At 64.7% G+C, this 23,940-nt stretch carries 40 protein-coding genes and 1 tRNA gene; 32 read left to right on the top strand and 9 right to left on the bottom strand.

What is annotated here, in order from left to right:
- Positions 1-26: 26 nt before the first annotated feature.
- The 3 genes from HWX07_RS30895 to HWX07_RS30885 all read right to left on the bottom strand — a co-directional run bounded on the left by HWX07_RS30895 (position 27) and on the right by HWX07_RS30885 (position 1,047).
- A complete protein-coding gene (locus tag HWX07_RS30895) occupies positions 27-248 on the bottom strand; it encodes a hypothetical protein (protein WP_175878874.1) in 222 nt (73 codons plus the stop codon).
- Entirely contained in the window at positions 245-619 is a 375-nt protein-coding gene (locus tag HWX07_RS30890) for a hypothetical protein (protein ID WP_175878873.1), read from the bottom strand. The genes HWX07_RS30895 and HWX07_RS30890 overlap by 4 nt, the downstream gene beginning before the upstream one ends.
- A gap of 116 nt (positions 620-735) precedes the next feature.
- The gene (locus tag HWX07_RS30885) at positions 736-1,047 is read right to left on the bottom strand and encodes a YdaS family helix-turn-helix protein (RefSeq protein WP_175878872.1); all 312 of its coding nucleotides are present in this window, start codon (positions 1,045-1,047) and stop codon (positions 736-738) included.
- Between the two features lie 84 nt (positions 1,048-1,131).
- On the opposite strand from HWX07_RS30885, the gene HWX07_RS30880 reads away from it, so the two are divergent.
- The 27 genes from HWX07_RS30880 (at position 1,132) to HWX07_RS30750 (ending at position 17,945) form a co-directional block, all read left to right on the top strand.
- Positions 1,132-1,476, top strand: coding sequence for a helix-turn-helix domain-containing protein (locus HWX07_RS30880; RefSeq protein WP_175878871.1), 345 nt, complete (start codon positions 1,132-1,134; stop codon positions 1,474-1,476).
- A gap of 930 nt (positions 1,477-2,406) precedes the next feature.
- Positions 2,407-2,823, top strand: a complete 417-nt coding sequence (locus HWX07_RS30875; protein ID WP_175878870.1) for a hypothetical protein — start codon at positions 2,407-2,409, stop codon at positions 2,821-2,823.
- 28 nt (positions 2,824-2,851) lie between these two features.
- A complete protein-coding gene (locus tag HWX07_RS30870; RefSeq protein WP_175878869.1) occupies positions 2,852-3,121 on the top strand; it encodes a hypothetical protein in 270 nt (89 codons plus the stop codon).
- A 29-nt stretch (positions 3,122-3,150) separates the two neighbouring features.
- Positions 3,151-3,507, top strand: coding sequence for a hypothetical protein (locus tag HWX07_RS30865; RefSeq protein WP_175878868.1), 357 nt, complete (start codon positions 3,151-3,153; stop codon positions 3,505-3,507).
- A 61-nt stretch (positions 3,508-3,568) separates the two neighbouring features.
- A complete protein-coding gene (locus tag HWX07_RS30860; protein ID WP_175878803.1) occupies positions 3,569-3,820 on the top strand; it encodes a hypothetical protein in 252 nt (83 codons plus the stop codon).
- On the top strand, positions 3,817-4,125 hold the full coding sequence (locus HWX07_RS30855) for a hypothetical protein (protein WP_175878802.1): 309 nt from the start codon (positions 3,817-3,819) through the stop codon (positions 4,123-4,125). The genes HWX07_RS30860 and HWX07_RS30855 overlap by 4 nt, the downstream gene beginning before the upstream one ends.
- Positions 4,125-4,328, top strand: a complete 204-nt coding sequence (locus HWX07_RS30850; protein ID WP_175878867.1) for a hypothetical protein — start codon at positions 4,125-4,127, stop codon at positions 4,326-4,328. The genes HWX07_RS30855 and HWX07_RS30850 overlap by 1 nt, the downstream gene beginning before the upstream one ends.
- Complete coding sequence (locus HWX07_RS30845) at positions 4,325-4,504, top strand: hypothetical protein (RefSeq protein ID WP_175878866.1); 180 nt, start codon at positions 4,325-4,327, stop codon at positions 4,502-4,504. The genes HWX07_RS30850 and HWX07_RS30845 overlap by 4 nt, the downstream gene beginning before the upstream one ends.
- Positions 4,501-4,650 carry a hypothetical protein gene (locus tag HWX07_RS30840; protein WP_175878865.1) on the top strand — a complete coding sequence of 50 codons (150 nt, stop codon included), beginning with the start codon at positions 4,501-4,503 and terminating at the stop codon, positions 4,648-4,650. Before HWX07_RS30845 ends, HWX07_RS30840 begins: the two co-directional genes overlap by 4 nt.
- The gene (locus HWX07_RS30835) at positions 4,647-4,790 is read left to right on the top strand and encodes a hypothetical protein (RefSeq protein ID WP_175878864.1); all 144 of its coding nucleotides are present in this window, start codon (positions 4,647-4,649) and stop codon (positions 4,788-4,790) included. Before HWX07_RS30840 ends, HWX07_RS30835 begins: the two co-directional genes overlap by 4 nt.
- Before the next feature lie 128 nt (positions 4,791-4,918).
- Positions 4,919-5,218 (top strand): KTSC domain-containing protein, encoded by a 300-nt coding sequence (locus tag HWX07_RS30830; protein ID WP_175878863.1) that lies wholly within the window; start codon positions 4,919-4,921, stop codon positions 5,216-5,218.
- Positions 5,215-6,024, top strand: a complete 810-nt coding sequence (locus HWX07_RS30825) for a PD-(D/E)XK nuclease family protein (RefSeq protein WP_175878862.1) — start codon at positions 5,215-5,217, stop codon at positions 6,022-6,024. Before HWX07_RS30830 ends, HWX07_RS30825 begins: the two co-directional genes overlap by 4 nt.
- A gap of 15 nt (positions 6,025-6,039) precedes the next feature.
- Complete coding sequence (locus HWX07_RS30820; RefSeq protein ID WP_175878861.1) at positions 6,040-7,326, top strand: hypothetical protein; 1,287 nt, start codon at positions 6,040-6,042, stop codon at positions 7,324-7,326.
- Between the two features lie 30 nt (positions 7,327-7,356).
- Positions 7,357-8,238 carry a DNA translocase FtsK gene (locus tag HWX07_RS30815; RefSeq protein ID WP_175878860.1) on the top strand — a complete coding sequence of 294 codons (882 nt, stop codon included), beginning with the start codon at positions 7,357-7,359 and terminating at the stop codon, positions 8,236-8,238.
- Positions 8,235-10,001 (top strand): AAA family ATPase, encoded by a 1,767-nt coding sequence (locus tag HWX07_RS30810; RefSeq protein ID WP_175878859.1) that lies wholly within the window; start codon positions 8,235-8,237, stop codon positions 9,999-10,001. The genes HWX07_RS30815 and HWX07_RS30810 overlap by 4 nt, the downstream gene beginning before the upstream one ends.
- Entirely contained in the window at positions 9,998-10,630 is a 633-nt protein-coding gene (locus HWX07_RS30805) for a 1-pyrroline-5-carboxylate dehydrogenase (RefSeq protein WP_175878858.1), read from the top strand. The genes HWX07_RS30810 and HWX07_RS30805 overlap by 4 nt, the downstream gene beginning before the upstream one ends.
- A 36-nt stretch (positions 10,631-10,666) precedes the next feature.
- Positions 10,667-11,737, top strand: coding sequence for a hypothetical protein (locus HWX07_RS30800; protein ID WP_175878857.1), 1,071 nt, complete (start codon positions 10,667-10,669; stop codon positions 11,735-11,737).
- A 6-nt stretch (positions 11,738-11,743) separates the two neighbouring features.
- Positions 11,744-12,190, top strand: coding sequence for a zinc-finger-containing protein (locus HWX07_RS30795; RefSeq protein WP_175878856.1), 447 nt, complete (start codon positions 11,744-11,746; stop codon positions 12,188-12,190).
- Positions 12,187-12,393, top strand: coding sequence for a hypothetical protein (locus HWX07_RS30790; RefSeq protein ID WP_175878855.1), 207 nt, complete (start codon positions 12,187-12,189; stop codon positions 12,391-12,393). Before HWX07_RS30795 ends, HWX07_RS30790 begins: the two co-directional genes overlap by 4 nt.
- Positions 12,383-12,793, top strand: coding sequence for a hypothetical protein (locus HWX07_RS30785; RefSeq protein ID WP_175878854.1), 411 nt, complete (start codon positions 12,383-12,385; stop codon positions 12,791-12,793). The genes HWX07_RS30790 and HWX07_RS30785 overlap by 11 nt, the downstream gene beginning before the upstream one ends.
- A 115-nt stretch (positions 12,794-12,908) precedes the next feature.
- Positions 12,909-14,810: a DNA cytosine methyltransferase gene (locus tag HWX07_RS30780; RefSeq protein ID WP_175878853.1), complete on the top strand. Its 1,902-nt coding sequence runs from the start codon at positions 12,909-12,911 to the stop codon at positions 14,808-14,810.
- Between the two features lie 17 nt (positions 14,811-14,827).
- Positions 14,828-16,033, top strand: a complete 1,206-nt coding sequence (locus tag HWX07_RS30775; RefSeq protein ID WP_175878852.1) for a hypothetical protein — start codon at positions 14,828-14,830, stop codon at positions 16,031-16,033.
- Between the two features lie 90 nt (positions 16,034-16,123).
- Positions 16,124-16,891, top strand: a complete 768-nt coding sequence (locus tag HWX07_RS30770) for a hypothetical protein (protein WP_175878851.1) — start codon at positions 16,124-16,126, stop codon at positions 16,889-16,891.
- Entirely contained in the window at positions 16,888-17,076 is a 189-nt protein-coding gene (locus tag HWX07_RS30765; protein WP_175878850.1) for a hypothetical protein, read from the top strand. Before HWX07_RS30770 ends, HWX07_RS30765 begins: the two co-directional genes overlap by 4 nt.
- Positions 17,073-17,312 carry a hypothetical protein gene (locus tag HWX07_RS30760; RefSeq protein ID WP_175878849.1) on the top strand — a complete coding sequence of 80 codons (240 nt, stop codon included), beginning with the start codon at positions 17,073-17,075 and terminating at the stop codon, positions 17,310-17,312. Before HWX07_RS30765 ends, HWX07_RS30760 begins: the two co-directional genes overlap by 4 nt.
- Positions 17,309-17,569, top strand: coding sequence for a hypothetical protein (locus HWX07_RS30755; RefSeq protein WP_175878848.1), 261 nt, complete (start codon positions 17,309-17,311; stop codon positions 17,567-17,569). Before HWX07_RS30760 ends, HWX07_RS30755 begins: the two co-directional genes overlap by 4 nt.
- A complete protein-coding gene (locus tag HWX07_RS30750) occupies positions 17,562-17,945 on the top strand; it encodes a DUF551 domain-containing protein (protein ID WP_175878847.1) in 384 nt (127 codons plus the stop codon). The genes HWX07_RS30755 and HWX07_RS30750 overlap by 8 nt, the downstream gene beginning before the upstream one ends.
- Positions 17,946-17,947: 2 nt before the next feature.
- On the opposite strand, the gene HWX07_RS30745 is transcribed toward HWX07_RS30750, so the two are convergent.
- Positions 17,948-18,208, bottom strand: coding sequence for a DUF1488 family protein (locus tag HWX07_RS30745; RefSeq protein ID WP_175878846.1), 261 nt, complete (start codon positions 18,206-18,208; stop codon positions 17,948-17,950).
- Between the two features lie 11 nt (positions 18,209-18,219).
- The gene (locus HWX07_RS30740; RefSeq protein ID WP_175878845.1) at positions 18,220-18,405 is read right to left on the bottom strand and encodes a hypothetical protein; all 186 of its coding nucleotides are present in this window, start codon (positions 18,403-18,405) and stop codon (positions 18,220-18,222) included.
- A 36-nt stretch (positions 18,406-18,441) separates the two neighbouring features.
- Between HWX07_RS30740 and HWX07_RS30735 the strand changes: the two genes are divergently transcribed.
- The 5 genes from HWX07_RS30735 to HWX07_RS30715 are packed head-to-tail and all read left to right on the top strand — an operon-like array spanning position 18,442 to position 21,970.
- Positions 18,442-19,002 carry a hypothetical protein gene (locus HWX07_RS30735; RefSeq protein WP_175878844.1) on the top strand — a complete coding sequence of 187 codons (561 nt, stop codon included), beginning with the start codon at positions 18,442-18,444 and terminating at the stop codon, positions 19,000-19,002.
- On the top strand, positions 18,999-20,066 hold the full coding sequence (locus HWX07_RS30730) for a phage Gp37/Gp68 family protein (RefSeq protein ID WP_175879053.1): 1,068 nt from the start codon (positions 18,999-19,001) through the stop codon (positions 20,064-20,066). Before HWX07_RS30735 ends, HWX07_RS30730 begins: the two co-directional genes overlap by 4 nt.
- Positions 20,063-20,731, top strand: coding sequence for a hypothetical protein (locus HWX07_RS30725; RefSeq protein WP_175878843.1), 669 nt, complete (start codon positions 20,063-20,065; stop codon positions 20,729-20,731). The genes HWX07_RS30730 and HWX07_RS30725 overlap by 4 nt, the downstream gene beginning before the upstream one ends.
- Before the next feature lies 1 nt (position 20,732).
- Entirely contained in the window at positions 20,733-20,939 is a 207-nt protein-coding gene (locus HWX07_RS30720) for a DUF4224 domain-containing protein (protein WP_175878842.1), read from the top strand.
- Positions 20,936-21,970 (top strand): tyrosine-type recombinase/integrase, encoded by a 1,035-nt coding sequence (locus tag HWX07_RS30715; RefSeq protein WP_175878841.1) that lies wholly within the window; start codon positions 20,936-20,938, stop codon positions 21,968-21,970. Before HWX07_RS30720 ends, HWX07_RS30715 begins: the two co-directional genes overlap by 4 nt.
- Positions 21,971-22,058: 88 nt before the next feature.
- Here HWX07_RS30715 and HWX07_RS30710 read toward each other — a convergent pair.
- The 4 genes from HWX07_RS30710 to HWX07_RS30695 form a co-directional block, all read right to left on the bottom strand.
- A tRNA-His gene (locus HWX07_RS30710) sits at positions 22,059-22,134 on the bottom strand.
- Between the two features lie 54 nt (positions 22,135-22,188).
- Positions 22,189-23,175, bottom strand: a complete 987-nt coding sequence (gene dusA / locus HWX07_RS30705; protein ID WP_244130055.1) for a tRNA dihydrouridine(20/20a) synthase DusA — start codon at positions 23,173-23,175, stop codon at positions 22,189-22,191.
- A 129-nt stretch (positions 23,176-23,304) separates the two neighbouring features.
- The gene (locus HWX07_RS30700; protein ID WP_006476102.1) at positions 23,305-23,550 is read right to left on the bottom strand and encodes a hypothetical protein; all 246 of its coding nucleotides are present in this window, start codon (positions 23,548-23,550) and stop codon (positions 23,305-23,307) included.
- 55 nt (positions 23,551-23,605) lie between these two features.
- Complete coding sequence (locus HWX07_RS30695) at positions 23,606-23,803, bottom strand: hypothetical protein (RefSeq protein ID WP_011545313.1); 198 nt, start codon at positions 23,801-23,803, stop codon at positions 23,606-23,608.
- Positions 23,804-23,940: the final 137 nt, after the last annotated feature.

The following is a 23,940-nucleotide window of genomic DNA, read 5'->3' as shown; positions in this document are numbered from 1 at the left end:
AACGGCCGTGATATCGAACAGTTGAGTCAGCACGAGCCGCTCTCCTTCGTGTTGTCGATCGGCGCCGCCTCGGGCCGCACGCGTTCGAGCATCCAGAGCTGGTCCGGACGGAACGCGAGATAGTCCTGAGGGGGATCGCGGAAGATGAAAAGGTGCTTGTTCTCGACGATGCCGAGATAGGTCATGGGGCGCCCGAGCTTGCGGGCGAACGGCTTGCCGACGTCGCGCTGGCTGAGAGTCAGCGTCATGCGGCCACCTGCCGCTGGCCGAACGCCTGCTGCACAAACTCGCCGATCGCCTGTTGGCTGAGCCGCCGGTATTCCTCGATCGCCTTGCGCTCCTGGATCGCGAGCCACTGCCGCGGGTAGTCGCAGCCTGTGAACATGCAGAACAGGTGCAGCTTCGTCGCATGGAACGGTCGGCGCCCGCTTACGACGTCCGCGAAGTGCGGGTAGTGGATTCCGCAGTGCTGCGCGAGGGACTTCCGGTCGAACCGACGCAGCCCGATCTCCAATGCACGCTCGAGACATTGCTCGAACGACATCACCTCGATCTCTGCGTCGGGCAGTTTCGCTGCCTCTACCCACGGCGCGAACATCCTGAATTCGGTCTGGTTCATACGAAAAATCAATCGTTACCCAGTTGATTACCCACTTGCTTACCCAGTTGGCGCCGGGGCGAAATAAAGGCCAGGACAACACCTGGCCAGCTATCAACGAATGCAAACCATTGCGATCAGTCGACGCCTGCACGAAGCACGTCGCGCTGCCCTCCTTCTGACGTGCACGCGTCCAAGCGCCCCGGCGAGGCTGCTGCGACGGGATCAGGCCAGATCAGATGCCAATCGGTGGGGCGAAAGTCCCTGTACGGGATGCCGACGGCGTTCCCCACGAGGACGCAGTTCTCGGGCCTCATTGCATTGGGGGAATGCAGCCACTTGTGGATGTGCGGCTGCTTTTTGCCGATCAGGCGGGCAAGTGCGGACTGCGACCCAGCTTTTTGGATCGCTGCCTGCAGAGCCGGCACGGAGCAATTGGTCGGTTTCATGCGGCAATACTATAACCAAAGTTATTCATCCGCAAGAACTTTGGTTATTTGCCGCCCTACAACCAAGGTTATACGATGCCCGCTATGGAAAATCCTGAATTCGGGCGCCGGGCAAAGGAGCGTCGCGAGGCACTGGGCCTGTCCCAGAAGCACATCGCGGAACTCGTCGGCGTATCGCAGCCGGCGATAGCCAAGGTTGAACGAGGCGGCAGCACCACGACCACGAACGGGTTCGCGCTCGCGCGCGCACTGCAAACCACACTGGAGTGGCTCGAATTCGGCGACGCGGCCCAGCCGGTTCCGCCCGGCTACGATCGGCTCGACGACCTCGGCCGCGCCAAAGTCGAGGCGTACATCAGTGGGCTGCTAGCCCAGTCAGCTCCGCACGATTCGACTGCTCAGGACGAAGACAGGCCGATTGGCGGTTGATTCTTGCAGCCTGTTGTGGAAGCGGCTCCAGCGACGCATCCCAGAACGAAAACTCCCGTGTCACGACCGGTCGCTTCATCCGCTCCGTGAAACCGAACGCGGGCTTCTCCAGCAGCACGTCCCATAGACCATCCGACCGCAGCCGCTGAATCGTCACGATCGTGCCGACCAGCGCAGGGTTCCTACTCGCCACCACCCTAGCCAAGTCCCCAGGCCTGCACCGCAGGCGCGTCTTCGATTCTTCTTTCACTGGTCGCCCTCGTCCTCGGTTTGCCACAACACTGTATGCATGTACAGTAGTTTAGCCTCACTTCCCGAAGACTTTCAACTGCCGTCAGCAGGCGCTTAACAAACGGGCCGCCGGCCCCCTTGTTACAAATTTCCCGCCCGATCGATAACTTTGGTTGTTGACATGATGATAACCTTAGTTATAATTCCCATCAACGCGACACCGACGCCGCGCCACCGCCCAGGCGGATCGCTCTCTAACAATCGAAGGTAAGCCGGGACCGCACACGCGGAGCAACCGGCCGGCGCGATCAGCGTCGTGAGTCAGGACGGACGCTGCGGAAGACCGCAGCGGCATGCAATACCCGAGTGAACCTGACACAAGACAGCCAGCAACACGTGACCGATGGCTTCGTAATCGGCACAAACCTCGCGCGGCCCGGAGCCGGCACGGCCGGGAGTAGCCGGGCGCGCGAGTGATGCAGTCTCATGGAGCCGGAATGCGCAGGCTGATGCGCGACCAGCTGAGCGCTGGAGTCCCAAAGCCGGAGATCAGCACCGGCCCGGCTCCATGAGACTGTCCCGAAACAGCTCTGACCGGTGGCGGTTCTTCTTCTGAGGCGTCACCAGTGAGAGTTGCGCACGCAGCGTTGCAGTTCAAGACTGCAATTTGATTAGCAATCCTTCATTCAAGGGGAAGCGATGCACCCTCCTCGAACCCATCACAACAACGTCCGCAAGCTGCCCGCGCGGGTCGACCGACACGCCGACCAGCAGCAGGCTGCGGCGGACGACGAAGCGCTGGCGCGCGACGAGCGCAACGAAGCGATCGCCGAGCGCGTCACGTTCGACGTCCTGCCGTTCTCGGCCGAGCAGATCGCGGTGCTCGACGCTGCGCTGCGCCGCGGCTACATCGAGGACGTGTACGAGGTCTGGAACGTCTGCCAAGACGTTCTCAAGGCCGAGATCGCACGTCGTATCGCAGCCGCCGACCTCGCCTCCGCCGCGCCGCGTTTCGCCAACGTCTACTGCTCCCGATGCGGCCGGAAGTTCGGCCCGGGCAACGCCGGATTCTCCAGCTGCGCCGACCACGCCGAGCGTCGCGCGCTCGACGACTGACCAACCGCTCCAAATACAGGGGAAAGACATGACCTTTACGCCCAACACGGAACGCCCGCTGAATGGCGGAGTGCAAAAGATCTATCGCTTCGAAAATGGTTTTGGAGCGAGCGTGGTGCAGCACGAATTCATCTATGGCGGCGACGCCGGCCTGTGGGAGCTTGCCGTCATCAAGTTCAACGGTGACTCGTGGAGCCTCACGTACGACACCGAAATCACGGATGACGTGATCGGCAATCTCGCCTGGATCGAAGTCAAAGACCTGCTTTCGCGGATCAATGCATTGCCGGCAGCGTGACCAACCCCGCCCGGCACCGGAGAACGGCGATGAAAACCGAAACCACTCTGCACCACTTAGTCGGCAAGACATACAAGGAAGTTATTGAGGCGCTCAGCGTGACCGAAGACCAAGGCGATTGCTGCGGATGGAGCGATCACGCGGTCGCTGATTGCCTCAAGGATCTCGAAGGGAATGATGCAGCCGTGTTGGTGCAGGTCGTGAAGATCGAATACGACGAAGGCGACTCCGATCGCGTCGCCCTGAATTTCATCTTCGACCTGGGCGACAGGAAAGGGTTGATCCTGGGGCACGAGCTTTCTGCAGGTTCAGGTTCGGGCTGGCACTACGGCGCACATTGCACGCTGCACTTCAACGGAGAAGAAATCGCCAGCGCGTCGTGGTAACCGCGATCGCTTAACCACCCGCGGCCGCCCTGCGGGCAATCACACGACACCGAGAGACCACATGGACACCACGAACAATCGCTTCTACAGGGAGCCGGCGTTCCCGTCGACCACGAAGACGTACACCGCTGACGGCGGCGACACGATGCACCAAGGCGCGAACGGCATGTCGCTCCGCGACTACTTCGCGGCGAAGGCGATGCGGCCGCTGACGCTCTCGACGAAGAGCGCCCGCGAGGAAGAAATGCGCAGCATGGCGCGAGAGGCATACGCGATCGCCGACGCCATGCTCCGCGCGCGAGGTGAAGCATGAACGAAATCAAGCCCACCGACACGCAGGTTGCTGCCTTCGTACAGGCGTACTTCGGCGCGGACAGCGACGGACAGGTCGGTCGCCATATCGCCGGGCTGACGGCGGCATTGAATATCGATCCGCTGGCGTCCCGCGTGACCGAGTTGTTGCTGCTACTCGAAATGATCGCCGCAGACGCTGACGCCAGAAATGGCCGGCTGACATCGGGCGTACGCGCGATTCTCGATGACACGCTAATCAAGGCCGGCCGCAAGGCTGCGCCGGAGCCGGTGCGGCACTTCCGCGCATGCGGGGAGGGTCTGTGATGCATCCGGATCTCACCGCCCTCGAAACCGAGCTTGCGGACGTTGTGAAGCGTCAGCACACCTCAATCGACCGCCTGCTCGCAATGCTTATCCAGCGCGATGCGGACTTCCTGCCGACACAGGACGCCATGTTCGCGCTGCACGTTGCGCGCGACGCACTGAATGTGCTCGACAAGGTGAACGAAAAACGGATGGCCTCATGATGCGCACTCCACTCAACAGCCTATCGCCTGTATTACGCAGCTACAAGCCAACGCCTGTATCTCGCCTGCGCTACGTCGTCGAAGGCGCGGCATGGGCGTTCGCGTACGGCGTCGCGATCGGCGCGCTCTGGTTCGGCGCTGATCTTGCCGGCCCCTACCTGCGGAGCCTCGGATGAAGTCCTTTCTGCGGAAGGTCGGCGAGTTGGTCGGCCTGTGGTTCGTCGTCGCGACGATCCTGTTCGTATTCCTCTGGCTCGTCGTGCCGGCACTGATCAGTGCACAAGACGACGCGCCGGTCATCGTTCCCACGAGGCCCTCATGAGCCGCTTCACCGATCACGCCGACCTCTTCGAGCGCCGGCATCCGCGCGCCGCGCGGGCCCTCATCGTCGCGATCCTCGTTGCGGTCGCCCTTCTCGCTGTCGCCGTCGACGGCATCAGCAAGCACTTCGGCATTCTGTAACGCCTCCTAGCGGCCCAGCTTCGCAACCCGCGCGGCGCGGCGCTCACCCCATCGAATCCAGTGCCGCCGCGCCGTGAGTCTGCGTGCTGCCCGCGCACGTCCCGCCCACTCTATCAGGAGCATCCGAGATGAAAACCATCGACACTCTCCCCGTCGAGTCGTCGCAGATCCATAGCATCGGCTACGACGCCGAGTCCGAAACGCTCGCGGTCCGCTTCAAGGATCGCAAGACCGGCGCACGGACATCGCTGTACCACTACACCCGCTTCAAGCAGGCGAATTTCGACGCGCTCAAGGCCGCCGACTCGCTCGGCTCGCACTTCTACAAGCACATCAAACCGTTCCCCGAGCGCTTCCCGTACGTGTGCATCGAGAAGATGCCGGCGCCGGCCGCAGACGTCGACGCCGAAACCGCAGGTGCGGCATGACTCCCTCGGTCTATACCGTGCGAGCGTCGAGCTGGGGCGCACTTTTCGAGTGCGCTTACCGGTGGGAGGCAATCCACCTCCTGAAGATGCGCAACGTCGTCGGCCTGCGCGCCGCGCTCGGTACCGCGATCCACGCCGGCACGGCCGCCTATGACCAGAGCGTGCTTGACGGCTCCGGCCTGACCGTCGACGACGCGGCCGGAGCATTCGTCGACAAGCTGCACGACCCGTCGAACGAGTACAACCCGGCGAGCGACGATCTCAACCTGAAGGAAGCCGAGCGCATCGGCATCTCGCTCACGACGAAGTACTGCCTCGAGATCACGCCTCGGTACAACTTCGTCGCGGTCGAGATGGAAACGAAGCCGCTCGACATCGACTGCGGCGGCGGGATCGTGATCCGCCTCACCGGCACGATGGACCGCGCTCGTGTCCGTCGCACGGCACTCGGCCCGGGCATCGCGGACCTGAAGAGCGGATCGAAGGCCGTCGCGCAGGGTGTCGCTGTTACGAAGGGCCACGGGCCACAGATCGGCACCTACGAGATGCTCTATGAGCACACGACCGGCGAGCTGATCGCCGACACGGCCGAGATCATCGGGCTCAAAACGAAGGGCACGCCGGAGGTCGCGACCGCCCCGGTCAAGAACGCCAAGCGCGTGATGATCGGCACCGAGGAAACGCCCGGCCTGATCCAGTTCGCGGCCGACATGTTCCGCTCCGGCCGCTTCTATCCGAATCCGAAATCGCTGTTGTGCGACCAGAAATACTGCCCGCGCTACGGCATCTGTCAATTTCACGAATAGCGAGAGCACATCAAGATGAGCACCCCCGTTCAACTGCAAGACGTCAAGGCCGCCGGCGGCGTTCCTTCCCTGACACCCGACCAAGCCGTCGATATGTTCACCGAGCGCGGCTTTGTCCTGGCCAACCGCATCGCCAAGGCTTACGCGAGCAGCGATGCTGTTCCGGCACAGTTCCGGTCGCACAACCTGAAAAAGGCGAACGGCGACGAAATCTGGGTCGAGAACCCGTCTGCGATCGGCAACTGTCTCGTCGCGATCGAGGTCGCGCGCGCCGTCCGCATGTCGATTACGGCCGTGATGCAGAACGCCGACATGATCGAGGGCAAGCTGCGCTGGTCCGGCAAGTTCGTGATCGCGGCAATCAACGCGTCGGGCCGATTCACGCCGCTGCGCTTCCAGATGATCAACCGCGGCAAGATCACGGCCAAATACAAGGAAAAGACCGGCTGGAACAAGGAGGCAAGGAAGCCGATCTTCGAGGACCGCCAGGTCGAGGTCGATGACATCGAGTGCATCGCCTGGGCACTTCCGCGGGGCACACCGGAACCGCGCCTCGCTCCCGAGCAGGTTCGCCAGTACGCGGGCCGCATGCTTGACCTGTACCGGGACATCGGCATGCCCGTGATCGAATCGGCGCCGGTCAGCATGCGAATGGTCGTCGAAGAAGGCTGGTACGGGAAGGCGGGCTCGAAGTGGCAGACCGGGCTGCGCACGCTGATGTTCCAGTACCGCGCGGGCAGCTTCTTCGGCAACATCCACGCGCCCGACATCGTCATGGGCATGGGTCGCACGTCCGAAGAAGAGGCAGATGTCGTCGACGTCTCCCCGGACGGATCCTACACGGTCTACAGCACGACCCTCGACGAGCTGCGCGGCGGCCGCGCTGAGCCCGCCGACGAAGTTCCGCGCGGCGCATCGCAGCCGCAAACGGGACCCGCGACGGAATCGCACACGCACGGCGCGTCGCCGGCGGCCGCGCAGGCCGATCCGGTCGATGCCCAGGACGGCCCGGCGCAAGACGGCGGCCACGGTCAAGGCGGCTTCGACTTCGACGTCGCTGGTCTCGTGCGCGGTATCCGCGAGGACATCGACTCCGCCAAGACGCCCGAAGACCTCGACCTCGCCCGTAGTGCGATCAGCGGCGTGCCCGATGAAACCGCCAAGGCCGAACTGAACGCCCTCGCCTCGGCGCGCATGCGCGCCATCACCGCGGCAGCTGAGCAGGCGGCCGCAGGGAAGGCCGCCGCCCAAACCGCCGCGCCTGCCAGCCGCCGCCCGCGCAACCCGATCAACGCCGACTAACACGCGCCTCCCGCCGCCAAGGATTTCGACATGACCGACAAGAACGTCCTCCAGATGACCGCCGACAGCATCGGAAAAGACCTGCTTTCCGCGCTGGTGACCGAGATGAAGCTGATGCCCGATATCTGGGTGAAGCTGTCCGAGAAAAAGCAGAACGACGTCATCGACCGCCTGCGGGCGCGCGTCGAGCACAACGTGAAGATGGCGACGCATCTGATCGCGAGCGATGGCCGCATCGTCGTCCAGGGTGACCTCGACCAGATCACGATCAAAGACGGCGTCAAGGCGGTCGTGAAATTCGGCGGTTCGCAGCCGAACCTGCACGAGCTCTACGAAGCGAGCGGGAAAACCGTTCTGGTCGTCGTCGCAAACCCGGGCGAGCACACCGGTGGCATGGACGAGATCCGCGGCGAATCGGATCAACGCGGTTTCGACCTCGGCCGCGAGTACACAGACGGCGATGGCGATGGCATGGATGGCGACAAACCCGACAGCGACGTCGTCGACGCCGAGTTCCGCGAGGTGCCGAAGCTCGGCGACGGTCCGACGCAAGCGCAGATCGACGAACAGCATCAGGCCGGCCGGCAGGCGGCCGCCGACGGCAAGCCCGAAAGCGAATGCCCCGTGATGGCCGGCGAGCTGTGTATCGCATGGGTGAAGGGCTGGAAGGAGTGGCACGAGCAGCAAGCCGCCGCTGGCGACGAGGATCCGCTGTATCAGCAAGTCGAAGCGTTCGTGATCGAGCAGCAGAAGGTCACGATCTCCAGCGTGCAGCGCCAGTTCAAGATCGGCTACAACCGCGCCGCGCGCCTGGTCGAGCTGCTCGAAACGAAAGGCATCGTCAGTGCGATGGATTCGGACGGCGGCCGCACGGTGCTGCGGCCGCGCGGACCGCAAGGAGAGGAAGCGTGAAAATCACCGACATCTACGTGGCGAACGTGCTCGGTATCCGCACGGCGGATATCCGGCTCGCGAAGCCCGTCACCCTCTTCACCGGCCCGAACGGCGCCGGCAAGAGCAGCCTGCAGGAAGCCGTGCGCATGGCGCTCACCGGCGATACGGTGCGCGTCGCGCTGAAGAAGGAATACGGCTCTCTCGTCACCGAGGGGGCCGACGGCGGCCAAATCGTGGTCGCGTGCGGCGAGCAGGCGAACAGCGTCATGCTGCCGTCCGGCAAGCTGAAGCGCGAGCTCGCCGAGGACCCGCGCCTTCCGCTGGTGCTCGACGCGCAGCGGTTCCCGCACCTCGGCGCGGCCGAGCGCCGGGCGTTCCTCTACGACCTGATGGGCGTGAAGATCGGCGTCGACGAAATGCGCGCCCGGCTGCTCGACAAGCTCGGGTTTCGCGCCGATGCGGTGCCGGCACCGGCCGCCGCGCGGCTCGCGGCGATCACGCCGATGTTGCGCGCCGGCTTTGAAGCAGCGCAGAAGGAAGCGGCCGACCGCGCGCGCGGCGCGAAGCAGTCGTGGCGCAACGCGACCGGCGAGACGTACGGCAGCCAGAAGGGAGCGACGTGGCGGCCGGCCGTAGTCGAGTTCGACGAAGCAGCGTTGCGGAAGCTCACGGGCGACCGCGCGGCGCTCGACGACCGGATCGGCGACCTGCAGCAGCAGATCGGCGCGGCCGACGCGGCGGACACGGCTGCACGTGCCCGCGCGTCGAAGATCGCAGATCTGCGTACGCGCGCCGCCGGTTACGCGAAGGCGGTCGAACTCGCGCAGCTGGCCGACGAGCAGGTCGCCGAGTTCCTGCCCAAGGTCGAAGCGCTTCGGGTGCGCGCCGGCGCGGCGCCGGCCGGCACCGAATGCTCGTGCCCCGAGTGCGGCGCGCTCCTGCGCTACCTCAACGGCGTTCTGTCGTCGGCGGCCGCAGCCGGCGCGCGCGACGATGAAGCTGCCGCGAAGCTGCCGGAGTACGAGCAGGGCCTGAAGACGCTGCAAAACGCAGCCGCCAACCGCAAACGCGATGTCGAAGCGGCGGACGCGGCTGCGACGCAGCTGCGGGCGCTCGAAGACGACGCGGAGGACAGCGGCCCGGCCGCCGCGCGCGAGAGCGGAGACGCCGCGCGCTCGGAATTGGCCGACCTTCAGCGCCGGCGCAAGCAGCTCGACACCGACCTCGCGACGCTTCGCGAAATCGAACGGCGCGCCGCCGGGGCTACCGATCTGGCAAAGCAGGCCGCGGCGCTGCACGACGACGTCGCGGCGTACGAGGCGATCGCCGACGCACTCGCGCCGAACGGCATCCCGGCCGATCTGCTCAGCGAAGCGCTCACGCCGATGAACGAGCGCCTGACGGACCTTGCCGAGATGTCCGAATGGGCCGACGTGACGATCACTCCCGAGATGGAAGTCCTCGCCGACGGCCGCGCGTACACCCTGCTCTCCGAATCGGAACGCTGGCGCGTGGACGCACATATCGCCGCGGCGATCAGCCACTTCTCGGGCCTGAAGCTGCTCGTGCTCGATCGCGCCGACGTCTTGGTCGGCCCGGAGCGCGACCGGCTGCTCTACTGGCTCGACGACTTGGCCTACACCGAGCAGATCGACACGGCGCTCGTGTTCATGAGCCTGAAGACGCCGCCCGGCGGCCTGCCCGAAGCCATCGAAGCATTCTGGGTCGAGGACGGTCAGGTCGCGCCGGCCGCGCAGCACGCAATACGGGAGGCAGCGTGAGAGAGGACATCGAGAAGTATCTCGCCGCGATGTCGGAAGCCACGGCGAAGGCCGTGGCGACCGGAACCGGGCTCCCCCATCTCGACGTGACGAAGGAGCTGAACCGGATGCTCGGCGAGGCGATCGTCGAACGCGAGAAGCGGGCCGGCGGCGGCAACGAGTACGTGTACTGGCTCGCGCGCGCAGCTCAGCCGGCCACGCCAGCCGCGCCGACCAGCGACACGGCACCGGACGATGCCGCTCCAGCGCTGGTGTCGGTCGGCCTGGTCGAGAAGTCACTGGATCCGAACGCCCGCGTCATCGACGGCGCGCAGATCATCGCTGACCTGCGTGCCGAAGTCGAGCGCCTCACCGCCGAGCGCGACGCCGCGCAACTGAAGGCCGATACCTGGCGCGCGAACGCGGCAGCACTCGAAGCGCGCATCGATGAGCTGACGCTCGGGCCCGTCGGCGCGCGTGCGCCGCTGTTCGTGACGGTCGGCAGGTATTGCAAGCCGCGGCGTCACGCGTCGCTCGAGAAAGCCCAGCGGCGCGGCAGCGCGCTCGTGCGCAGCGAGAAGGAATCCGAGGTGCTCGTGCTCGAACCGGTCGGCCGGATCGTGCGCGGCACGCAGTGGATGCCGAGATAGCGCGCACCATCACCCAAATTCACCATTGAGAACACCATGAGCCACTTTTCAGTACTGGTCATCGGCGACGATGTCGAGAAGCAACTCCGGCCGTATCACGAATTCGAATGCACGGGCGAGGACGATGAATTCGTGCAGGACGTCGACAAAACCGACGAGGCACGCGTCGAGTTTGATGCGCAGACCGAGACGCGCCTGAAAGCTGCGGACGGCTCGCTGCACAGCTTCTTCGACGACAACGGCAATTGGTGCCCCGAATTCTCGCAGCCCGACCCCGACGCACCGTCCTTTGCACCTGGCCGTCGGATGCGATTCGTCCCACCCGGATACGAGATTGTCGAGGTGCCCGCCGCCCAAGTGCGGACATTCTCCGACTGGCTCTCCGGCTGGTACGGCATGGCGCTCGTTCCGTTCGGGGAAGCACTGGACACGGACGGCGCGCACAAGTTCGGATATGTCCTGCTCGACGAGGCCGGCAACGTCACGAAAGCCGTCAAACGCACTAACCCGCGCAAGCAGTGGGACTGGTGGGTCATCGGGGGACGCTGGTCCGGGTTCCTGCAATTGAAGGACGGTGCGACAGGGCAACGTGGCCGCCCTGGCCTCATGGGCGCATGTGCTGACGATGGTCCCGGCCGAGCAGACGTCGCGCGCAAAGGCGATGTCGATTTCGGTGGCATGCGCGATGCAGCTGGAAAGAAGGCCGGCGAGCGCTGGGACAAGGCCGCGGCCGCGCGCGGTGATGCAACGTGGCACGTATGGGAGCACGTACGCAATGTTCTGCATGCTGGCGACATCGACGCCGCGCGCAACGCATACCACGCTCAACCGGTCATGAAGGCGGTAGCCGCCGCGCTCGACAACCCATGGGATGGCGTCGATGAATACCTGACGCCGCGCGACCAATACGTGCAGCAGGCTCGTGATAGCTCGACGGTTCCCTATGCCCTCGTGAAGGACGGCCAGTGGAACGGGCGCGGCACGATGGGATGGTTCGGCATCTCACACGACGAAAGCGACAGCGGCGATTGGAACCGGAAGGTCAACGAGCTGCTCGACAGCTTGCCCGACGATACGATCCTGACCGTGGTCGATTGCCATATCTGACGCACCGTGGGCGCTACCGATAAAAAGACGCCGTGGAACCCGTCACGCCGAGCGACGACCCGCGTCAAGAATCCACTGCCGGCTCCGACGACATGTCCATACGACGGTGGCCCCGTCGAGATCGTGAACAACTCGGCGATCTACGGACGCGAGTACGGCGAGTGGCCTTGGGCGTTCCTCTGTCGTTCGTGCCGAGCGTACGTCGGACTGCATCCCTTCACTGCGATCCCCCTCGGCACGCTAGCCGACGGGCCGACCCGCGAAGCGCGGAAACGCGCGAAAGCTGCGTTCAACCCAATCTGGCAGTCCGGCGCGATGACGCGCACTGATGCTTACCTATGGTTGGCCGGACAGCTCGGCATCGAGAACCACGAGGAATGTCACATCGGCTGGTTCGACGTCGCGACATGCGATCGCGTCGTGGCCGTCATTCAACAGGAGTACCCCCGATGACCGATACGCAAGACCCGCTCTGGCGCGCGCTCGCTCGCCTCGAACACGCCGAGCTGAGCGACGATGAACGCAACCTTCTGCGGCCGGCGTTCGCCGCAATGCACGGCAGCCATGCGATGCGCATCCCCGAGGACATCGTGAAGCTGATTCGACGCCTCGACACGACGCTGCCGAAGACGACGGAGACCCGCCATGTTGCTTGACAAGATCAACGGCGCAGACGCCGCGTTTCGAAGCCAGATCGAGAACACCTACTGGGGCGGAAAGGTCGGCTGCGAGCCGCATCCGAAGTTCGGCTACGGCTGCGACATGCTGCCGAACGGATGGGCCGAGATCACGCGGGAAGAATTCGCGAAATCGAGGTTCTTCAGTTACACGCCGGTCGCGACGGGATGGCTGCGCACGACGATCGGCGACGCGCGGATGTTCTTTATGCATGACCAGATCAGCTACGCGCTGATCGGTGATTACTGGGGCGGCACTGTGAAAGTTTTCCGGTTCGGCTGCAATCACGCAATGGAACGGAAGAACGTTGGCAACTGCATGAACCGGTACACCTGCACGAAGTGCGGGTTCAGCGAAACCGTCGATTCGTCCGACTGACTGCCTACGTCTCAACGACAGAGCATCCCCGCGCGGCTTACCTCGGTCCGCGCGGCATTCGAGGGGGCGCCGATTTCGGCGCCCTTCTTTTTTCCCGATTTCTCCTGTGGCACCTATGGACAATCAGCGCGTCTACAACAGCTTCGGATTCTGCTGCGGCCTCGGCGGCGGCGCCAAGGGCTTCACCAAAGCCACCTCACGCGTCGGCAACATGACCGCGACGTGGCGCTGCATCGGTGGCATCGACAACGACCCGGCGGCTGCGCGCGACTTCGAAACTCTGGTCGGCACGCCGTGCACGGTAATGGATCTCTTCACGCGCGAGCAGTACATCGCGTTCCACGGCGTCGAGCCGCCGGCCGGATGGCGCGAGGCCACACCCGAAGACGTGCGCCGCGCCGCCGGCTACCAGCATCCACACTGCGTGTTCATCTCGTCGCCGTGCAAGGGAGCGTCCGGCCTGCTGTCGGAGACGCTCAGCCGCACGCCGAAGTACCAGGCGCTCAACGAGCTGACGCTCCGGTGCGTGTGGCTGATGTGCGAGGCATGGAAGGACGACCCCGTCGAGCTGATCGTGTTCGAAAACGTCCCCCGGCTCGCGACGCGCGGCCGCCACCTGCTGGACCAGATCGGGCAGCTCTTCCAGCACTACGGATATGCCAAGAATGAGACGACGCACGACTGCGGCGTGATCGCCGGCCTCGCACAGAGCCGCAAGCGATTCCTGCTCGTCGCGCGGCACATGGAAAAGGTGCCGGCGTGCCTGTACGAGCCGCCGGTCAAGCGCCTGCAGGGTGTCGGCACGCTGCTCGGCCGCATGCCGCTGCCGGGCGACGTCGAGGCGGCCGGCCCGATGCACCGCGTGCCGTCGCTACAGTGGAAAACGTGGGTGCGCCTCGCGTTCGTCGAAGCGGGCAGCGACTGGCGCAGCCTGAACAAGCTCGCGGTCGAGAACGGCCAGCTGCGCGACTACCTGATCGTGCCGGACATGCACAACGGTGTGCTCGGCGTGAACCGCTGGGAGGAACCGTGCGGCGTGGTGGCCGGCGCGAGCCGCCCGGGCAACGGCACCTTCTCGGTCGCCGACCCGCGCGGGCCGGCCGACGCCGCGCAATACCAGCAGTACGGCGTACTCGACTGGAACGACCACGCTGGCACGATCACCGGCCAGAAGTCGCCCGGGCAAGGCACCTTCAGCGTCACGGACCCGCGCCACCAGGGCCCGGCCAAGCACAACAACGAATTCCGGATCGTCCCCTGGCGCGACGCCGCCGGCGCCGTCACCAGCGCGCACGGTACCGGTCAGAGCGTGCAGGATCCGCGGCCGCCGGCCGGCCCGCTGTTCAGCAAGTACAAGGTGACGGAATGGGCCGGCCACGCCGGCACGGTCATCGGCGGCGATGACCAGGGCGCCTACGCGGTCGCCGATCCGCGCGCGAGCACCGGCTTCGAAGGCGCCGGCAAGTACCGCGTGACCGACTTCGACGAACCGGCCGGCACGGTGATCGCGCGCAGCGACAGCGGTCAAGGCGCGTTCGCCGTAGCCGATCCGCGCCCGGGCATGCGCCGCGAGCGCGGCGACGCGTATCTCACCGGCGGCCACTATGGCGTCGTCGGCTGGGACCAGCACAGCGGCGCGGTGTCGGCCGCTGCCGGCCACGACAACGGGCGCTGGTCCGTTGCCGATCCGCGCATGCCCGCGGCGAACGAGAAGACCGTCGCCGTGATCCGCGCGCTCGACGGTACGTGGCACCGGCCGTTCACCACGCTCGAGCTCGCGGTGCTCCAGTCACTCGTCGAGCCGGAGGAGTATCTCGAGCTCGACGGACTGTCCGACCAGGCGTGGCGCGAGCGCATCGGCAACGCCGTGCCGCCCGACGCCGCACAGGCGATCGCGGAAGTGATGGGCACCACGCTGCTGCTCGCCGAATCCGGCGAGACGTTCCAGCTGTCGTCGACGCCTGTCTGGGTGCGCCCTATCGCGATCGCGCTGACGGTCGCGCCGCAGATGTTCTGACCACCGAGGACCACACCATGACCACCCACGACGAAAAAAGCCCCGCTCCCGAACAGGCGAGCGAGGCAGTGCAACAGCGGCCGGGCACGGACAAAACCCTTACGGAGGCAGCAACCCCGACCGCCGAAGGCATTGTCGACGTGCGCGCCAGCGACGGCAATGGGACGAGTCCGAAAGTGATCCGCGCTGATGCGCTGAGGACTATCGCCGAATTCCCGATCACCGATCCGGCCAACATGGACGCGCTCAACATGCGGAAGATCGCCTACGACGCGCTCGCCGCATCCCCAGTCGAACAGCCCGCAGCAGCGCCGACCATACAGCACCGCTTGCACGGGATCGCTCGCATTGATCTTGAACTGGTCGAGCGTGAGGCACGTGCGCTTGCCCATACCTCACCGGCACCCGCGTCGACCGATGAGCGGGCGGCGTTCGTGGAGCTGATGGGCTACGACCGTCCTGAAACCGAATGTGTCGCTACGGACGTGTGGGACAGCCAACGTGCGACGTGGCTCGAAGCGCTCGCCTTTGCCTGCGCATGCTCCGCGAACGGAACAGGGGCGGAAGGGATGATGGCGCTGCCGCATTGGTTCGAAACGTTCCTGACGAACGTATGCGAAATCCCTGACCGCAACAGCCCGGAAGGCGAGCCCGATGCCGTCGTCGCGACGTTGAATGAGCTGCGCAATTGCGCGATCAATGCGATCGAGCAGTGCGTTTCCTATGCCGTGCCCGCGCAATCGACGGAAGATGTGCGCGCATGGGAAACCGACGACGGCCGCGTGATCACCGATATGCAGAAGCAGCAGGCATTGCGCGATGGCGGCGCATCAGCATCGTCGGTGACGCCGTACGCACATGCTCTGTACCGACGCGTGCCGGCGCACGCGACCGCAGCGGCAATCTACCAGATCCTCACCGAGGAAGGTGCGTGGCTCGATACGACGCGGGAATACTACGAGCGCGTCAAGAGCGATCCGGCACTTGCGCGCGTCGTCTACGGCGCTCCGCAGCCTCCCGCGCAGGCAGACGCTCGGGACTATGCGATGGGCCATCGCGACGGCTGGAACGAATGCCTCGAAGCTCAGGCTTCGCAGGCTGACGCTCGGTTCGGGCTGACGGACGAGCAACGACGCGACCTTGAGAAAGCAATGGCTTGGTGCCCGCACGGTTCGCAGGAAGCAGAAACAATTCGCGCCCTTCTCCAAGGAGCCAAGCAATGAAGTGCGTCTGCAAACACTGCGGCGGGTCTGGCTGGCTCAGGAAATATGAGCAATGCCCATGGTGCGACGGAACAGGGAAAGGAGCTAACCATGCCGAATAACAACGTGCTGACCGCAGGCGTTCGCGCCGCAGCAATTGAGGAATGTGCGAAGCTCGTCGACGCGCTGGCCGAGAAATGGAATCAGGCGGCGCAAAGTGCTCGCGATGGTCGCTACGACTTCATGACGGAGGCGGCCGACAGGTGCGCGGACGAGATTCGGGCCCTCGCCGCCCAGCCGGGCCAGCCGGAGCCGCATGCATCGGCAGGCGTCATCGCGGCCGCGCTTGCAGTGATCGAGTGCGACCGCGCACAGGTGCTGACCAACGAACACATCGACGCGCTTGACAACGCCATCAAGATCCAGCGCGGCGAACTGAAGCTGCCGGAGCCGCGCTCCTCGATCACCGACGACCAACGCGACAAGATCGAGCGCGCCGAGGCATGCCTGCGTAATTCCGGTCGCAAGGAAGACCGCGAGGCAGCGAACGGCCTTCTCGACGTGCTGACCGAGCATCCGGTTCTGCCGAAGCAACGCGCCGATGCGTCGCCCGACGACCACCGTGACGGTACGCGCTGGCGTGCGCTGATGAAAAACGGTGAGCCTGAGGTGTTCGTGGAACGCACGCAGCGCCGCGCGATTCAACGTACGCAACCCGTCGCGTTCTCCAGCCCGAATCTCACCGGCGCGGATCGATTCGACATACCGTCCGAGATGTGGGTCAAGCGATACGTGATGTTTGCGTGGTGGGCGCGCGAGAACGAGCATCGGAAGTTCGTCGAGGCCGTCGACGCGATCAGCACAGGTGATATCCAATGAAGCTGACCGACGTCGAGGTATTCGAGATCCGCGCGGCCGGGCTGCCCCTGCACCTGCGCGAGAAGCTGTATCCGGAGCTGACGCCGCGCTGCTCGGCCTGCGACGGAACGGGGGACGTCCACGACGCGACCGGCGAGTGGCGCGGCGTGTGTACCGCCTGCACCGAGTCAGGAGACCCATCATGAGCAAGTACGAGAAGCTCGACGCGCTGATCGTCGCGTCGATCGACGAGACGCCGAAGAAGTTTGCAGCGGTCAATACCGGCGCGGTGCGCGAGGAAAGCGAGCGACTCGCGCGCGAGGAATGTCGACCGACCACCTTCGGTGAGGTCGTGGGTTGGCGCATCGTAGACCGGCGCCTTCAGGCAGTGCGCAAGGCTGGGAATATCCGCTCGACGTCGAAAGGATGGGTGCGAGCATGAAGGTCGCCGATGACATGCTGACGGAGGAATTCCCGCCGCATATCAAGCCGGTCCATGTCGGCGTCTATCCGGCATCGATGCTGGTAGAAACGGATCGATTCGGCACTTGCGACCTGGAAATCGGATTTGCCAAATGGGACGGTCAGCGATGGTGTGCAATGCGCGGCGACATTAAGTCTGCGAACGCAGTGCCGTCTGGTCAGGCCGCATCGCAGGCCAAGTCTTGGCGCGGCCTCAAGGAGAAGCACCATGGATGAGCGCGAGATGTTCGGCGCAGCACTCGCAGACCTGTCCCGGATGGAAGAAGACGCGTTTGACAAGCCATTTCCTGACGACGATCTAAACGCTCTGTGGGCGATCTGGCAAGCCGCTCGCCGCACCACGCCCGACAGGGAGGCGTGGATCAGCGTTGACGAGAAGCTACCAACCTGCAACCGGAAAGCCGGATCGCTGGGCGTCGAAGTGCTGATATACCCCGCCATGGAGACTGGTGAGCGCACTGCGTTCTTCGGTAGACGGATCAGCCAGAAGCCGATGTTCTATCGCTACGGCGCCCCGGTGCATGGCGTCACGCACTGGATGCCGATTCCGGACGCACCCATCGACGGCGCCCGCGCCGGAGACGGCCAATAAGGTCAGAAATCGAACGTGCCCACGACGAGGACGCCACTCGCCGGAATGCCCAGTTTGCCGGCAGCCGCCTGGTAGATCCGCTCTTTCCCACGCTCGAAGGCGGCAAGCCGGTCCGAAGCGGTCCCGGGCGGATCACCGAAGTGATCGTCCAGCGCCTCGCGCGAAACGCAGAAGCGCTGGACGATGCCGTCGACGGTCAGCGAGAAGTGAACATCGCCGCCGCTTTCAAACGGTTCGGTACCTGGTGTCGGTTCGTACGCCACGGCCGTCTCCTCTATTCGTCTTTCATGCACTTCAGCGGTTTGCCCAGCGATGCGAACTGGACAAAGCACATGTCGTGACTCCAGCGATCCCACACCATGCCGTTGCCTACTGGCGAGTACCGCAGCATCCACGTGGCGACCACGATCGCGAACACAACGACGATGAGCGCGCAGGCGCCGAGCGAGACCTTCCCCATATCTACCCCGAGTTGTTCTGTTTCGAGGATCGTAGCATGTCGACGTCGACACACAACCTGTGGACGACCGCCGAGGCGCGCCTGCTCGCCCGCCTCTATCCGTCCCACATCCCGTCCAAGGCTCTGTACGCAGCGTTTCCGCGTCATTCGCGTAAGTCAGTCCAGACCTTTGCCACCAGGGTGCTCAAGATCAAGCGGGCGCGGCGCGACTACAGGGCGCGTGCGACGCCGGCGTGGGACAGGATGCGCGCCATTCTCGAGCGGGAGCGCCTGTCCGTTCGTGAGCTGGTAAAGCGCTGCGGCGTATCGCAGCAGCGCGTCAGCGAGTTGCTGACGATTCATCGCGCCGAAGTGCAGATCGTCGACTGGATCCCGCCCGTCGGCCGAGCTCAGTGGCGGGCGGTCTGGGCGGTCGGCACCGGGCCTGACGTGCCATGCCCGGCAGCAATCAAAACCGAAGCGGCCCGCGCGGCGCGCAGCGCCATGAAGCGCAATCCGTTCCTCGCGGCGGCCGGCCTCGTCACGATCCCTGTCGGCGAGCGCGGCCGCATTTTTCAGCAGCCCATGGACGTCGACGACGAGGAGCTTGCGGCATGAGCGAGAACAGCAAAATCGAATGGACGGATCACACTTTCAATCCGTTCATCGGCTGCACGAAGGTATCGCCTGGGTGCGACAACTGCTACGCCGAGCACCTGATGGACACGCGCCTGCACAAGGTCGTCTGGGGGGCGCACGGAAAGCGTGTCCGCACGTCGGCCGCTACTTGGCGCGAGCCGATCCGCTGGAATGCGCGGCACGCCGAGTTCTTCGCCGCTCACGGCCGGCGCCAGCGCGTGTTCTGCGCGTCGCTCGCCGACGTGTTCGACAACGCTGTCGATCCGGCGTGGCGTGCCGACCTGTTCACGCTGATCGAGCGCACGCCGAATCTCGATTGGCTGCTGCTGACAAAGCGGATCGGCAACGTCATGTCAATGGTCGGCGAAGCCGCTCAGTACCAATTCGATCTGGATCGCATCGAAAAACCGCGACTGCATGACAACATCTGGATCGGCGCGACGATCGTCAACCAGGAAGAAGCCGATCGCGACATACCGAAGCTGCTCGCGGTGCCGGCGCGCGTGCGCTTTCTATCCATGGAGCCGCTTCTCGGGCCGGTGGATCTGACCGACATCAGCGACGGTCATGCAGAGGCCTCGGTCCCGCGCGATTACTGGACCGATATAGATGACGACGACAGCCCACCGGCCGTCGGCCACAACGCTCTCGCCGGCGAGCGCTGGCAGCGATTCGGCGACTGGCACCAGACCGGCGCACGTGTGGACTGGGTGATCGTCGGCGGCGAAAGCGGAGCCGGCGCGCGGCCGATGCATCCGGACTGGGCCCGGTCGCTGCGCGACCAGTGCGCGGCCGCCGGTGTCCCGTTCCTGTTCAAGCAATGGGGCGAATGGGCGCCGGGCGAAAACTGCGGTGGGCCGCCGACGCGCACCGAGAGTGTCGCCGACTGGTTCGGCGACGAATGGTCGTTCAGCACGATAACGCCCGGCGAGCACGACGGCCTGAGCTACGACGACGAGCCGACCGTGTACAGAATCGGCAAGCGCGCCGCCGGCCGCCGCCTCGACGGCCGCACGCACGACGAATTCCCGGAGGCACGATGACCGAGCACCCTATCCTCTTCAACGAGCCGATGTCGGCCGCCGCGCGCGCCGGCCGGAAGTCGCAGACACGGCGCGTGGTGCGCGGCGAGGCGCTGAATTGGCTGGACTCGGCCAACTTCACGACCGAATATGTCGCACTACGCGAAAACGGCCTCAGCCCGTACGGCTATGCCGGTGATCATCTGTGGGTGCGCGAGTCGTTCATCGCGTACGGCCGCTGGGAAACGCGCTACAGCCAGAAGAAAGAGCGCGACGAGTGGCACTTCATCGATATGACGCTGGATACCGGCCGCGAGTACCGCTTCGACGGCGCGGTGCCGAACGCCGCGCGCGGCGGCGCTCTGCCGACGTGGTGGCGCCGCCCGTCTATCTTCATGCCGCGCGCCGCCGCGCGGACGCTGCTCGAAGTAACCGGCGTGCGCGTCGAGCGACTGCAGGACATCAACGAGGCGGACTCCATTGCAGAAGGAGTCGAGCCGTATGCCATCTATGGCGGAAAGGTGGCGAGTTGGAAAGGATCGCCTCATCGGGATGCTGCCCATGAGACGGCACGCGCCGCCTATCGCGACCTCTGGGAATCGCTCAATGCCTCCCGAGGCTACGGTTGGGCAGAGAACCCGTGGGTGTGGGTCGTTGAGTTCAAGCGCCTCGGCGCGGGAGAGTGATATGCCGATCGTGACAAACGACGAGCTGGTCGAGCTGACGGGCGGCCTGAAACAGGGAGCGGCGCAGGCGCGCTGGATCAAGAAGGCGCTGGGCATCGATGCGCCGCGGAAAGCCGACGGACATCCGATGCTCACGTGGGAACAGGTTAATCGCCGCAATGAAGAGCCGCAGCGAAAATCATCCATCAATTGGCAAACCGCAGCATGAAACGGAAGAAGAACATCCTGCGCGACGGGCTGCTACCGCGCATGGAGCCGATCCCCCGGAAGAAGGGCATCAGCTACCGATACCATCCGCCGGGAGGGAAGCCGATCAGCCTGGGCATGGACAAGATCGCCGCCATCAGGAAGGTGCTGGACATCATCGGCGCGGCCGGCGACACCGGCACGATAGGCAAGCTCTGGGAGGAGTTTCAGGAAACGGACCGCTGGAAGCGCTACTCGCCCGACACGCGGAAAGACTACACGCAGTGCTCGGGCCCGCTGCTGCTCAGGTTCAAGGATGCGCGCGCATCCGATATAGAAGCGCCCGACGTCGCACGCTATCTCCGGAAGGAACGAAAGGATGCGCCGGTGCGCGCGAATCGCGAGATCGCCCTGCTCTCGAACCTGATCGGCCTCGCGATCGAGTTCGGTCAGGCGAAAACGAACCCGTGCCGCGAGGTTCGGCGCAACGAAGAGCAGCCTCGCACCGAAACCGCTGATCCGGCCGAGCTTCACGCGTTCACGTCGTGGCTCGCGGCCCAGGGCGGCCAGCGCGCGATGATCGGGATGGCCGCCGAATACGCGGCGCTCGCCGGCAACCGGAAGGTCGAATTTCTTGACTTGTCGTGGCCGCAGGTCGACCGCGCGGCCGGGCACATTCGGATCAAACGCGCGAAGCAGCGCGGCAAAAAACGCGGCGAGGTGATCGAGCAAATCGAAATCACGCCGCCGCTCGCTGAGCTGCTCGACCGGCTGCAGGCCGTGCGCGGCGACAAGGAATGCCTCTACGTCTTCACGACGAAGTTCGGCACGCACTACACGCGAGACGGCTTTAAGGGGTTCTGGGGGAAGTTGATGAACGAGGCGATCGAGGCGAAGGTAATCGCGAGCCGATTTACGTTCCATGATCTGCGCGCATACTACGCGACGCAATTTAAGCGCGAGAGCGGCACATTGCCTGACCTTCACGCGAATCCGGCGACCACTGCGCGTGTCTACGATCGCAACAAGATCGTGAAGCGCAAGGCACTTTAAATTCCATTTTGTGGAATTCCAAAACAAAAACGGCACTGGATAAAATCTCAGTGCCGTTTCTAACTACTTGATACTGCTTGGAATTCTTTGGGGTGGCTGATGGGACTCGAACCCACGACGACAGGAATCACAATCCTGGACTCTACCAACTGAGCTACAGCCACCACTGATACTGCTTGCTTCGTTTCGCTGTTTTGTTTCAGCAGCGAAGAACAAGATTATACGAACACTTTTGAATCTTGCAAAGCCTTTTTTTCAAAAATTTCTTCGGCTTCGTTCAGATGCGCGCGGGCCTCGTCGAACACGGCCAGATCGCCGCGTGCGAGCTTCTTGTTGTCGGACAGCACGCGACGCCAGCCGCGCGCACCCGGCATGCCGCGATACAGCCCGAGCGCGTGCCGCACGATCGCGCCGAGGTAGGTGCCGCGCTTCAGCTCGGCCGCGCAATACGCAATCAGTTGCGCTTCGGCCTCTTCGCGCGTCGGCACCGCTGCGGTCGCCCCGTAGAAGCGCGCATCGACCTCCGCCAGCACGTACGGGTTGTGATACGCCTCACGCCCGAGCATCACGCCGTCGACGTGCTCGAGATGCTGCGCGACTTCGTCGAGCGTCGTGATACCGCCGTTGATCACGATCTCCAGCGACGGAAAATCGCGCTTCAACCGATACGCATAGTCGTACTTGAGCGGCGGGATCTCGCGGTTCTGCTTCGGCGACAGCCCCTTCAGGATCGCGTTGCGCGCATGCACGACGAACGTTTCGCAACCAGCCTCGGCCACCGTGCCGACGAAGTCGCGCACGAACGCGTAATCCTCGACCGCATCGACACCGATCCGGTGCTTGACCGTCACCGGCACCGACACCGCATCGCGCATCGCCCGCACACAGTCGGCGACGAGCTGCGGCTCGTTCATCAGACACGCGCCAAACGCGCCGCGCTGCACGCGCTCGGACGGACACCCGCAATTCAGGTTGATTTCGTCGTAGCCCCACTGCTCGCCGAGTTTCGCCGCGCGGGCGAGGTCGTCTCGCTCGCTGCCGCCCAGTTGCAGCGCGACCGGCGATTCGCTCGGCGTGAATGCAAGATGCCGCTGGGCATCGCCGAACAGCAGCGCACCCGTCGTGATCATCTCCGTATACAGCCACGTATTGCGCGTCAGCGTGCGGTGGAACGAACGGCAATGGCGGTCCGTCCAGTCGAGCATTGGCGCGACCGATACACGGCGGGGGGGAAGCGAGGACGGAACGGACATGGAATTCGGGTACAGGCCAGGCGGCACGGGAACAACCGGGCATTTTACCGCAATACCGGCCATGCCCGCCCCACCCGCGCGCTATCGGTCGCCCAGCTCAGCATCGACCGCCCGGCGCGCTTCGTCGAACACCCGCTCGATCACCCGCCGTTCGGTGAGCAGCATCCCGTCGACCTTGACCAGCCGCCAGTCGATCCGCACGGCATCGCCCCGCAGCACGCGATAGTGCGCATGCTCGCCGTCCCAGACCTGCTCGGTCTTCACCTCGATCTCGAAACCGCGGTACGGCTCACTGAAATCGCCGAGGTCGCTGCCTCTCGGTTCCATCGCACGCTCCGTGGCGACACCGCGCCCGGCCGCCTGCGCGGCCGGCGCCGCGCGCTCAATCGTATTCGTCTGACAAAAATGACCGGCCATCGGCCGTCAGGTCGACCCGATCGGCCGCCGCCTGATAGATCAGCCCGTCATTCAGCAACGCGTAAACGACGTCGTCAAATGCGGCCGGAACCGGCCGGCTGTCGCCAAACTGGTCGATCCATTTCAGCGCCTCGATGGCTTCGGGGGAAAGGATGGGGGTCATGCGTTGGCCTCCGGCATCGGTGTCGTTCCATCCTAGCACTTCGTCCGGAAGTCGAATACCGAGGCAAACGCGCTGCAGGAATGCAATGCGGCGCCGCCAGGCACACTGCCCGCCGACGCCGCCTGGGGGCGCGAGCC

The sequence above is a fragment of the Burkholderia sp. BCC0097 genome (genome assembly GCF_902832985.1).
In the GTDB taxonomy this organism is placed as follows: Bacteria; Pseudomonadota; Gammaproteobacteria; order Burkholderiales; family Burkholderiaceae; genus Burkholderia; species Burkholderia orbicola.
The sequence above is the reverse complement of the archived record's forward strand: the minus strand, read 5'-3'. Positions and strand labels throughout refer to the sequence as shown.

What these genes read in the sequence shown, in the direction of transcription:
- HWX07_RS30880 (WP_175878871.1), top strand. Translation starts at nt 1,132, where the DNA reads ATGGAAAATCCTGAATTCGGGCGCCGGGCAAAGGAGCGTCGCGAGGCA.
- HWX07_RS30885 (WP_175878872.1), bottom strand. Translation starts at nt 1,047, where the DNA reads ATGAAACCGACCAATTGCTCCGTGCCGGCTCTGCAGGCAGCGATCCAA.
- HWX07_RS30835 (WP_175878864.1), top strand. Translation starts at nt 4,647, where the DNA reads ATGAGCCGCTTCACCGATCACGCCGACCTCTTCGAGCGCCGGCATCCG.
- HWX07_RS30715 (WP_175878841.1), top strand. Translation starts at nt 20,936, where the DNA reads ATGAAACGGAAGAAGAACATCCTGCGCGACGGGCTGCTACCGCGCATG.
- HWX07_RS30830 (WP_175878863.1), top strand. Translation starts at nt 4,919, where the DNA reads ATGAAAACCATCGACACTCTCCCCGTCGAGTCGTCGCAGATCCATAGC.
- HWX07_RS30765 (WP_175878850.1), top strand. Translation starts at nt 16,888, where the DNA reads ATGAAGCTGACCGACGTCGAGGTATTCGAGATCCGCGCGGCCGGGCTG.
- HWX07_RS30890 (WP_175878873.1), bottom strand. Translation starts at nt 619, where the DNA reads ATGAACCAGACCGAATTCAGGATGTTCGCGCCGTGGGTAGAGGCAGCG.
- dusA (WP_244130055.1), bottom strand. Translation starts at nt 23,175, where the DNA reads ATGCTCGACTGGACGGACCGCCATTGCCGTTCGTTCCACCGCACGCTG.
- HWX07_RS30820 (WP_175878861.1), top strand. Translation starts at nt 6,040, where the DNA reads ATGAGCACCCCCGTTCAACTGCAAGACGTCAAGGCCGCCGGCGGCGTT.
- HWX07_RS30875 (WP_175878870.1), top strand. Translation starts at nt 2,407, where the DNA reads ATGCACCCTCCTCGAACCCATCACAACAACGTCCGCAAGCTGCCCGCG.
- HWX07_RS30840 (WP_175878865.1), top strand. Translation starts at nt 4,501, where the DNA reads ATGAAGTCCTTTCTGCGGAAGGTCGGCGAGTTGGTCGGCCTGTGGTTC.
- HWX07_RS30755 (WP_175878848.1), top strand. Translation starts at nt 17,309, where the DNA reads ATGAAGGTCGCCGATGACATGCTGACGGAGGAATTCCCGCCGCATATC.
- HWX07_RS30770 (WP_175878851.1), top strand. Translation starts at nt 16,124, where the DNA reads ATGCCGAATAACAACGTGCTGACCGCAGGCGTTCGCGCCGCAGCAATT.
- HWX07_RS30895 (WP_175878874.1), bottom strand. Translation starts at nt 248, where the DNA reads ATGACGCTGACTCTCAGCCAGCGCGACGTCGGCAAGCCGTTCGCCCGC.
- HWX07_RS30730 (WP_175879053.1), top strand. Translation starts at nt 18,999, where the DNA reads ATGAGCGAGAACAGCAAAATCGAATGGACGGATCACACTTTCAATCCG.
- HWX07_RS30735 (WP_175878844.1), top strand. Translation starts at nt 18,442, where the DNA reads ATGTCGACGTCGACACACAACCTGTGGACGACCGCCGAGGCGCGCCTG.
- HWX07_RS30720 (WP_175878842.1), top strand. Translation starts at nt 20,733, where the DNA reads ATGCCGATCGTGACAAACGACGAGCTGGTCGAGCTGACGGGCGGCCTG.
- HWX07_RS30790 (WP_175878855.1), top strand. Translation starts at nt 12,187, where the DNA reads ATGACCGATACGCAAGACCCGCTCTGGCGCGCGCTCGCTCGCCTCGAA.
- HWX07_RS30855 (WP_175878802.1), top strand. Translation starts at nt 3,817, where the DNA reads ATGAACGAAATCAAGCCCACCGACACGCAGGTTGCTGCCTTCGTACAG.
- HWX07_RS30760 (WP_175878849.1), top strand. Translation starts at nt 17,073, where the DNA reads ATGAGCAAGTACGAGAAGCTCGACGCGCTGATCGTCGCGTCGATCGAC.
- HWX07_RS30775 (WP_175878852.1), top strand. Translation starts at nt 14,828, where the DNA reads ATGACCACCCACGACGAAAAAAGCCCCGCTCCCGAACAGGCGAGCGAG.
- HWX07_RS30815 (WP_175878860.1), top strand. Translation starts at nt 7,357, where the DNA reads ATGACCGACAAGAACGTCCTCCAGATGACCGCCGACAGCATCGGAAAA.
- HWX07_RS30825 (WP_175878862.1), top strand. Translation starts at nt 5,215, where the DNA reads ATGACTCCCTCGGTCTATACCGTGCGAGCGTCGAGCTGGGGCGCACTT.
- HWX07_RS30865 (WP_175878868.1), top strand. Translation starts at nt 3,151, where the DNA reads ATGAAAACCGAAACCACTCTGCACCACTTAGTCGGCAAGACATACAAG.
- HWX07_RS30845 (WP_175878866.1), top strand. Translation starts at nt 4,325, where the DNA reads ATGATGCGCACTCCACTCAACAGCCTATCGCCTGTATTACGCAGCTAC.
- HWX07_RS30700 (WP_006476102.1), bottom strand. Translation starts at nt 23,550, where the DNA reads ATGGAACCGAGAGGCAGCGACCTCGGCGATTTCAGTGAGCCGTACCGC.
- HWX07_RS30870 (WP_175878869.1), top strand. Translation starts at nt 2,852, where the DNA reads ATGACCTTTACGCCCAACACGGAACGCCCGCTGAATGGCGGAGTGCAA.
- HWX07_RS30725 (WP_175878843.1), top strand. Translation starts at nt 20,063, where the DNA reads ATGACCGAGCACCCTATCCTCTTCAACGAGCCGATGTCGGCCGCCGCG.
- HWX07_RS30850 (WP_175878867.1), top strand. Translation starts at nt 4,125, where the DNA reads ATGCATCCGGATCTCACCGCCCTCGAAACCGAGCTTGCGGACGTTGTG.
- HWX07_RS30780 (WP_175878853.1), top strand. Translation starts at nt 12,909, where the DNA reads ATGGACAATCAGCGCGTCTACAACAGCTTCGGATTCTGCTGCGGCCTC.
- HWX07_RS30695 (WP_011545313.1), bottom strand. Translation starts at nt 23,803, where the DNA reads ATGACCCCCATCCTTTCCCCCGAAGCCATCGAGGCGCTGAAATGGATC.
- HWX07_RS30860 (WP_175878803.1), top strand. Translation starts at nt 3,569, where the DNA reads ATGGACACCACGAACAATCGCTTCTACAGGGAGCCGGCGTTCCCGTCG.
- HWX07_RS30800 (WP_175878857.1), top strand. Translation starts at nt 10,667, where the DNA reads ATGAGCCACTTTTCAGTACTGGTCATCGGCGACGATGTCGAGAAGCAA.
- HWX07_RS30785 (WP_175878854.1), top strand. Translation starts at nt 12,383, where the DNA reads ATGTTGCTTGACAAGATCAACGGCGCAGACGCCGCGTTTCGAAGCCAG.
- HWX07_RS30740 (WP_175878845.1), bottom strand. Translation starts at nt 18,405, where the DNA reads ATGGGGAAGGTCTCGCTCGGCGCCTGCGCGCTCATCGTCGTTGTGTTC.
- HWX07_RS30750 (WP_175878847.1), top strand. Translation starts at nt 17,562, where the DNA reads ATGGATGAGCGCGAGATGTTCGGCGCAGCACTCGCAGACCTGTCCCGG.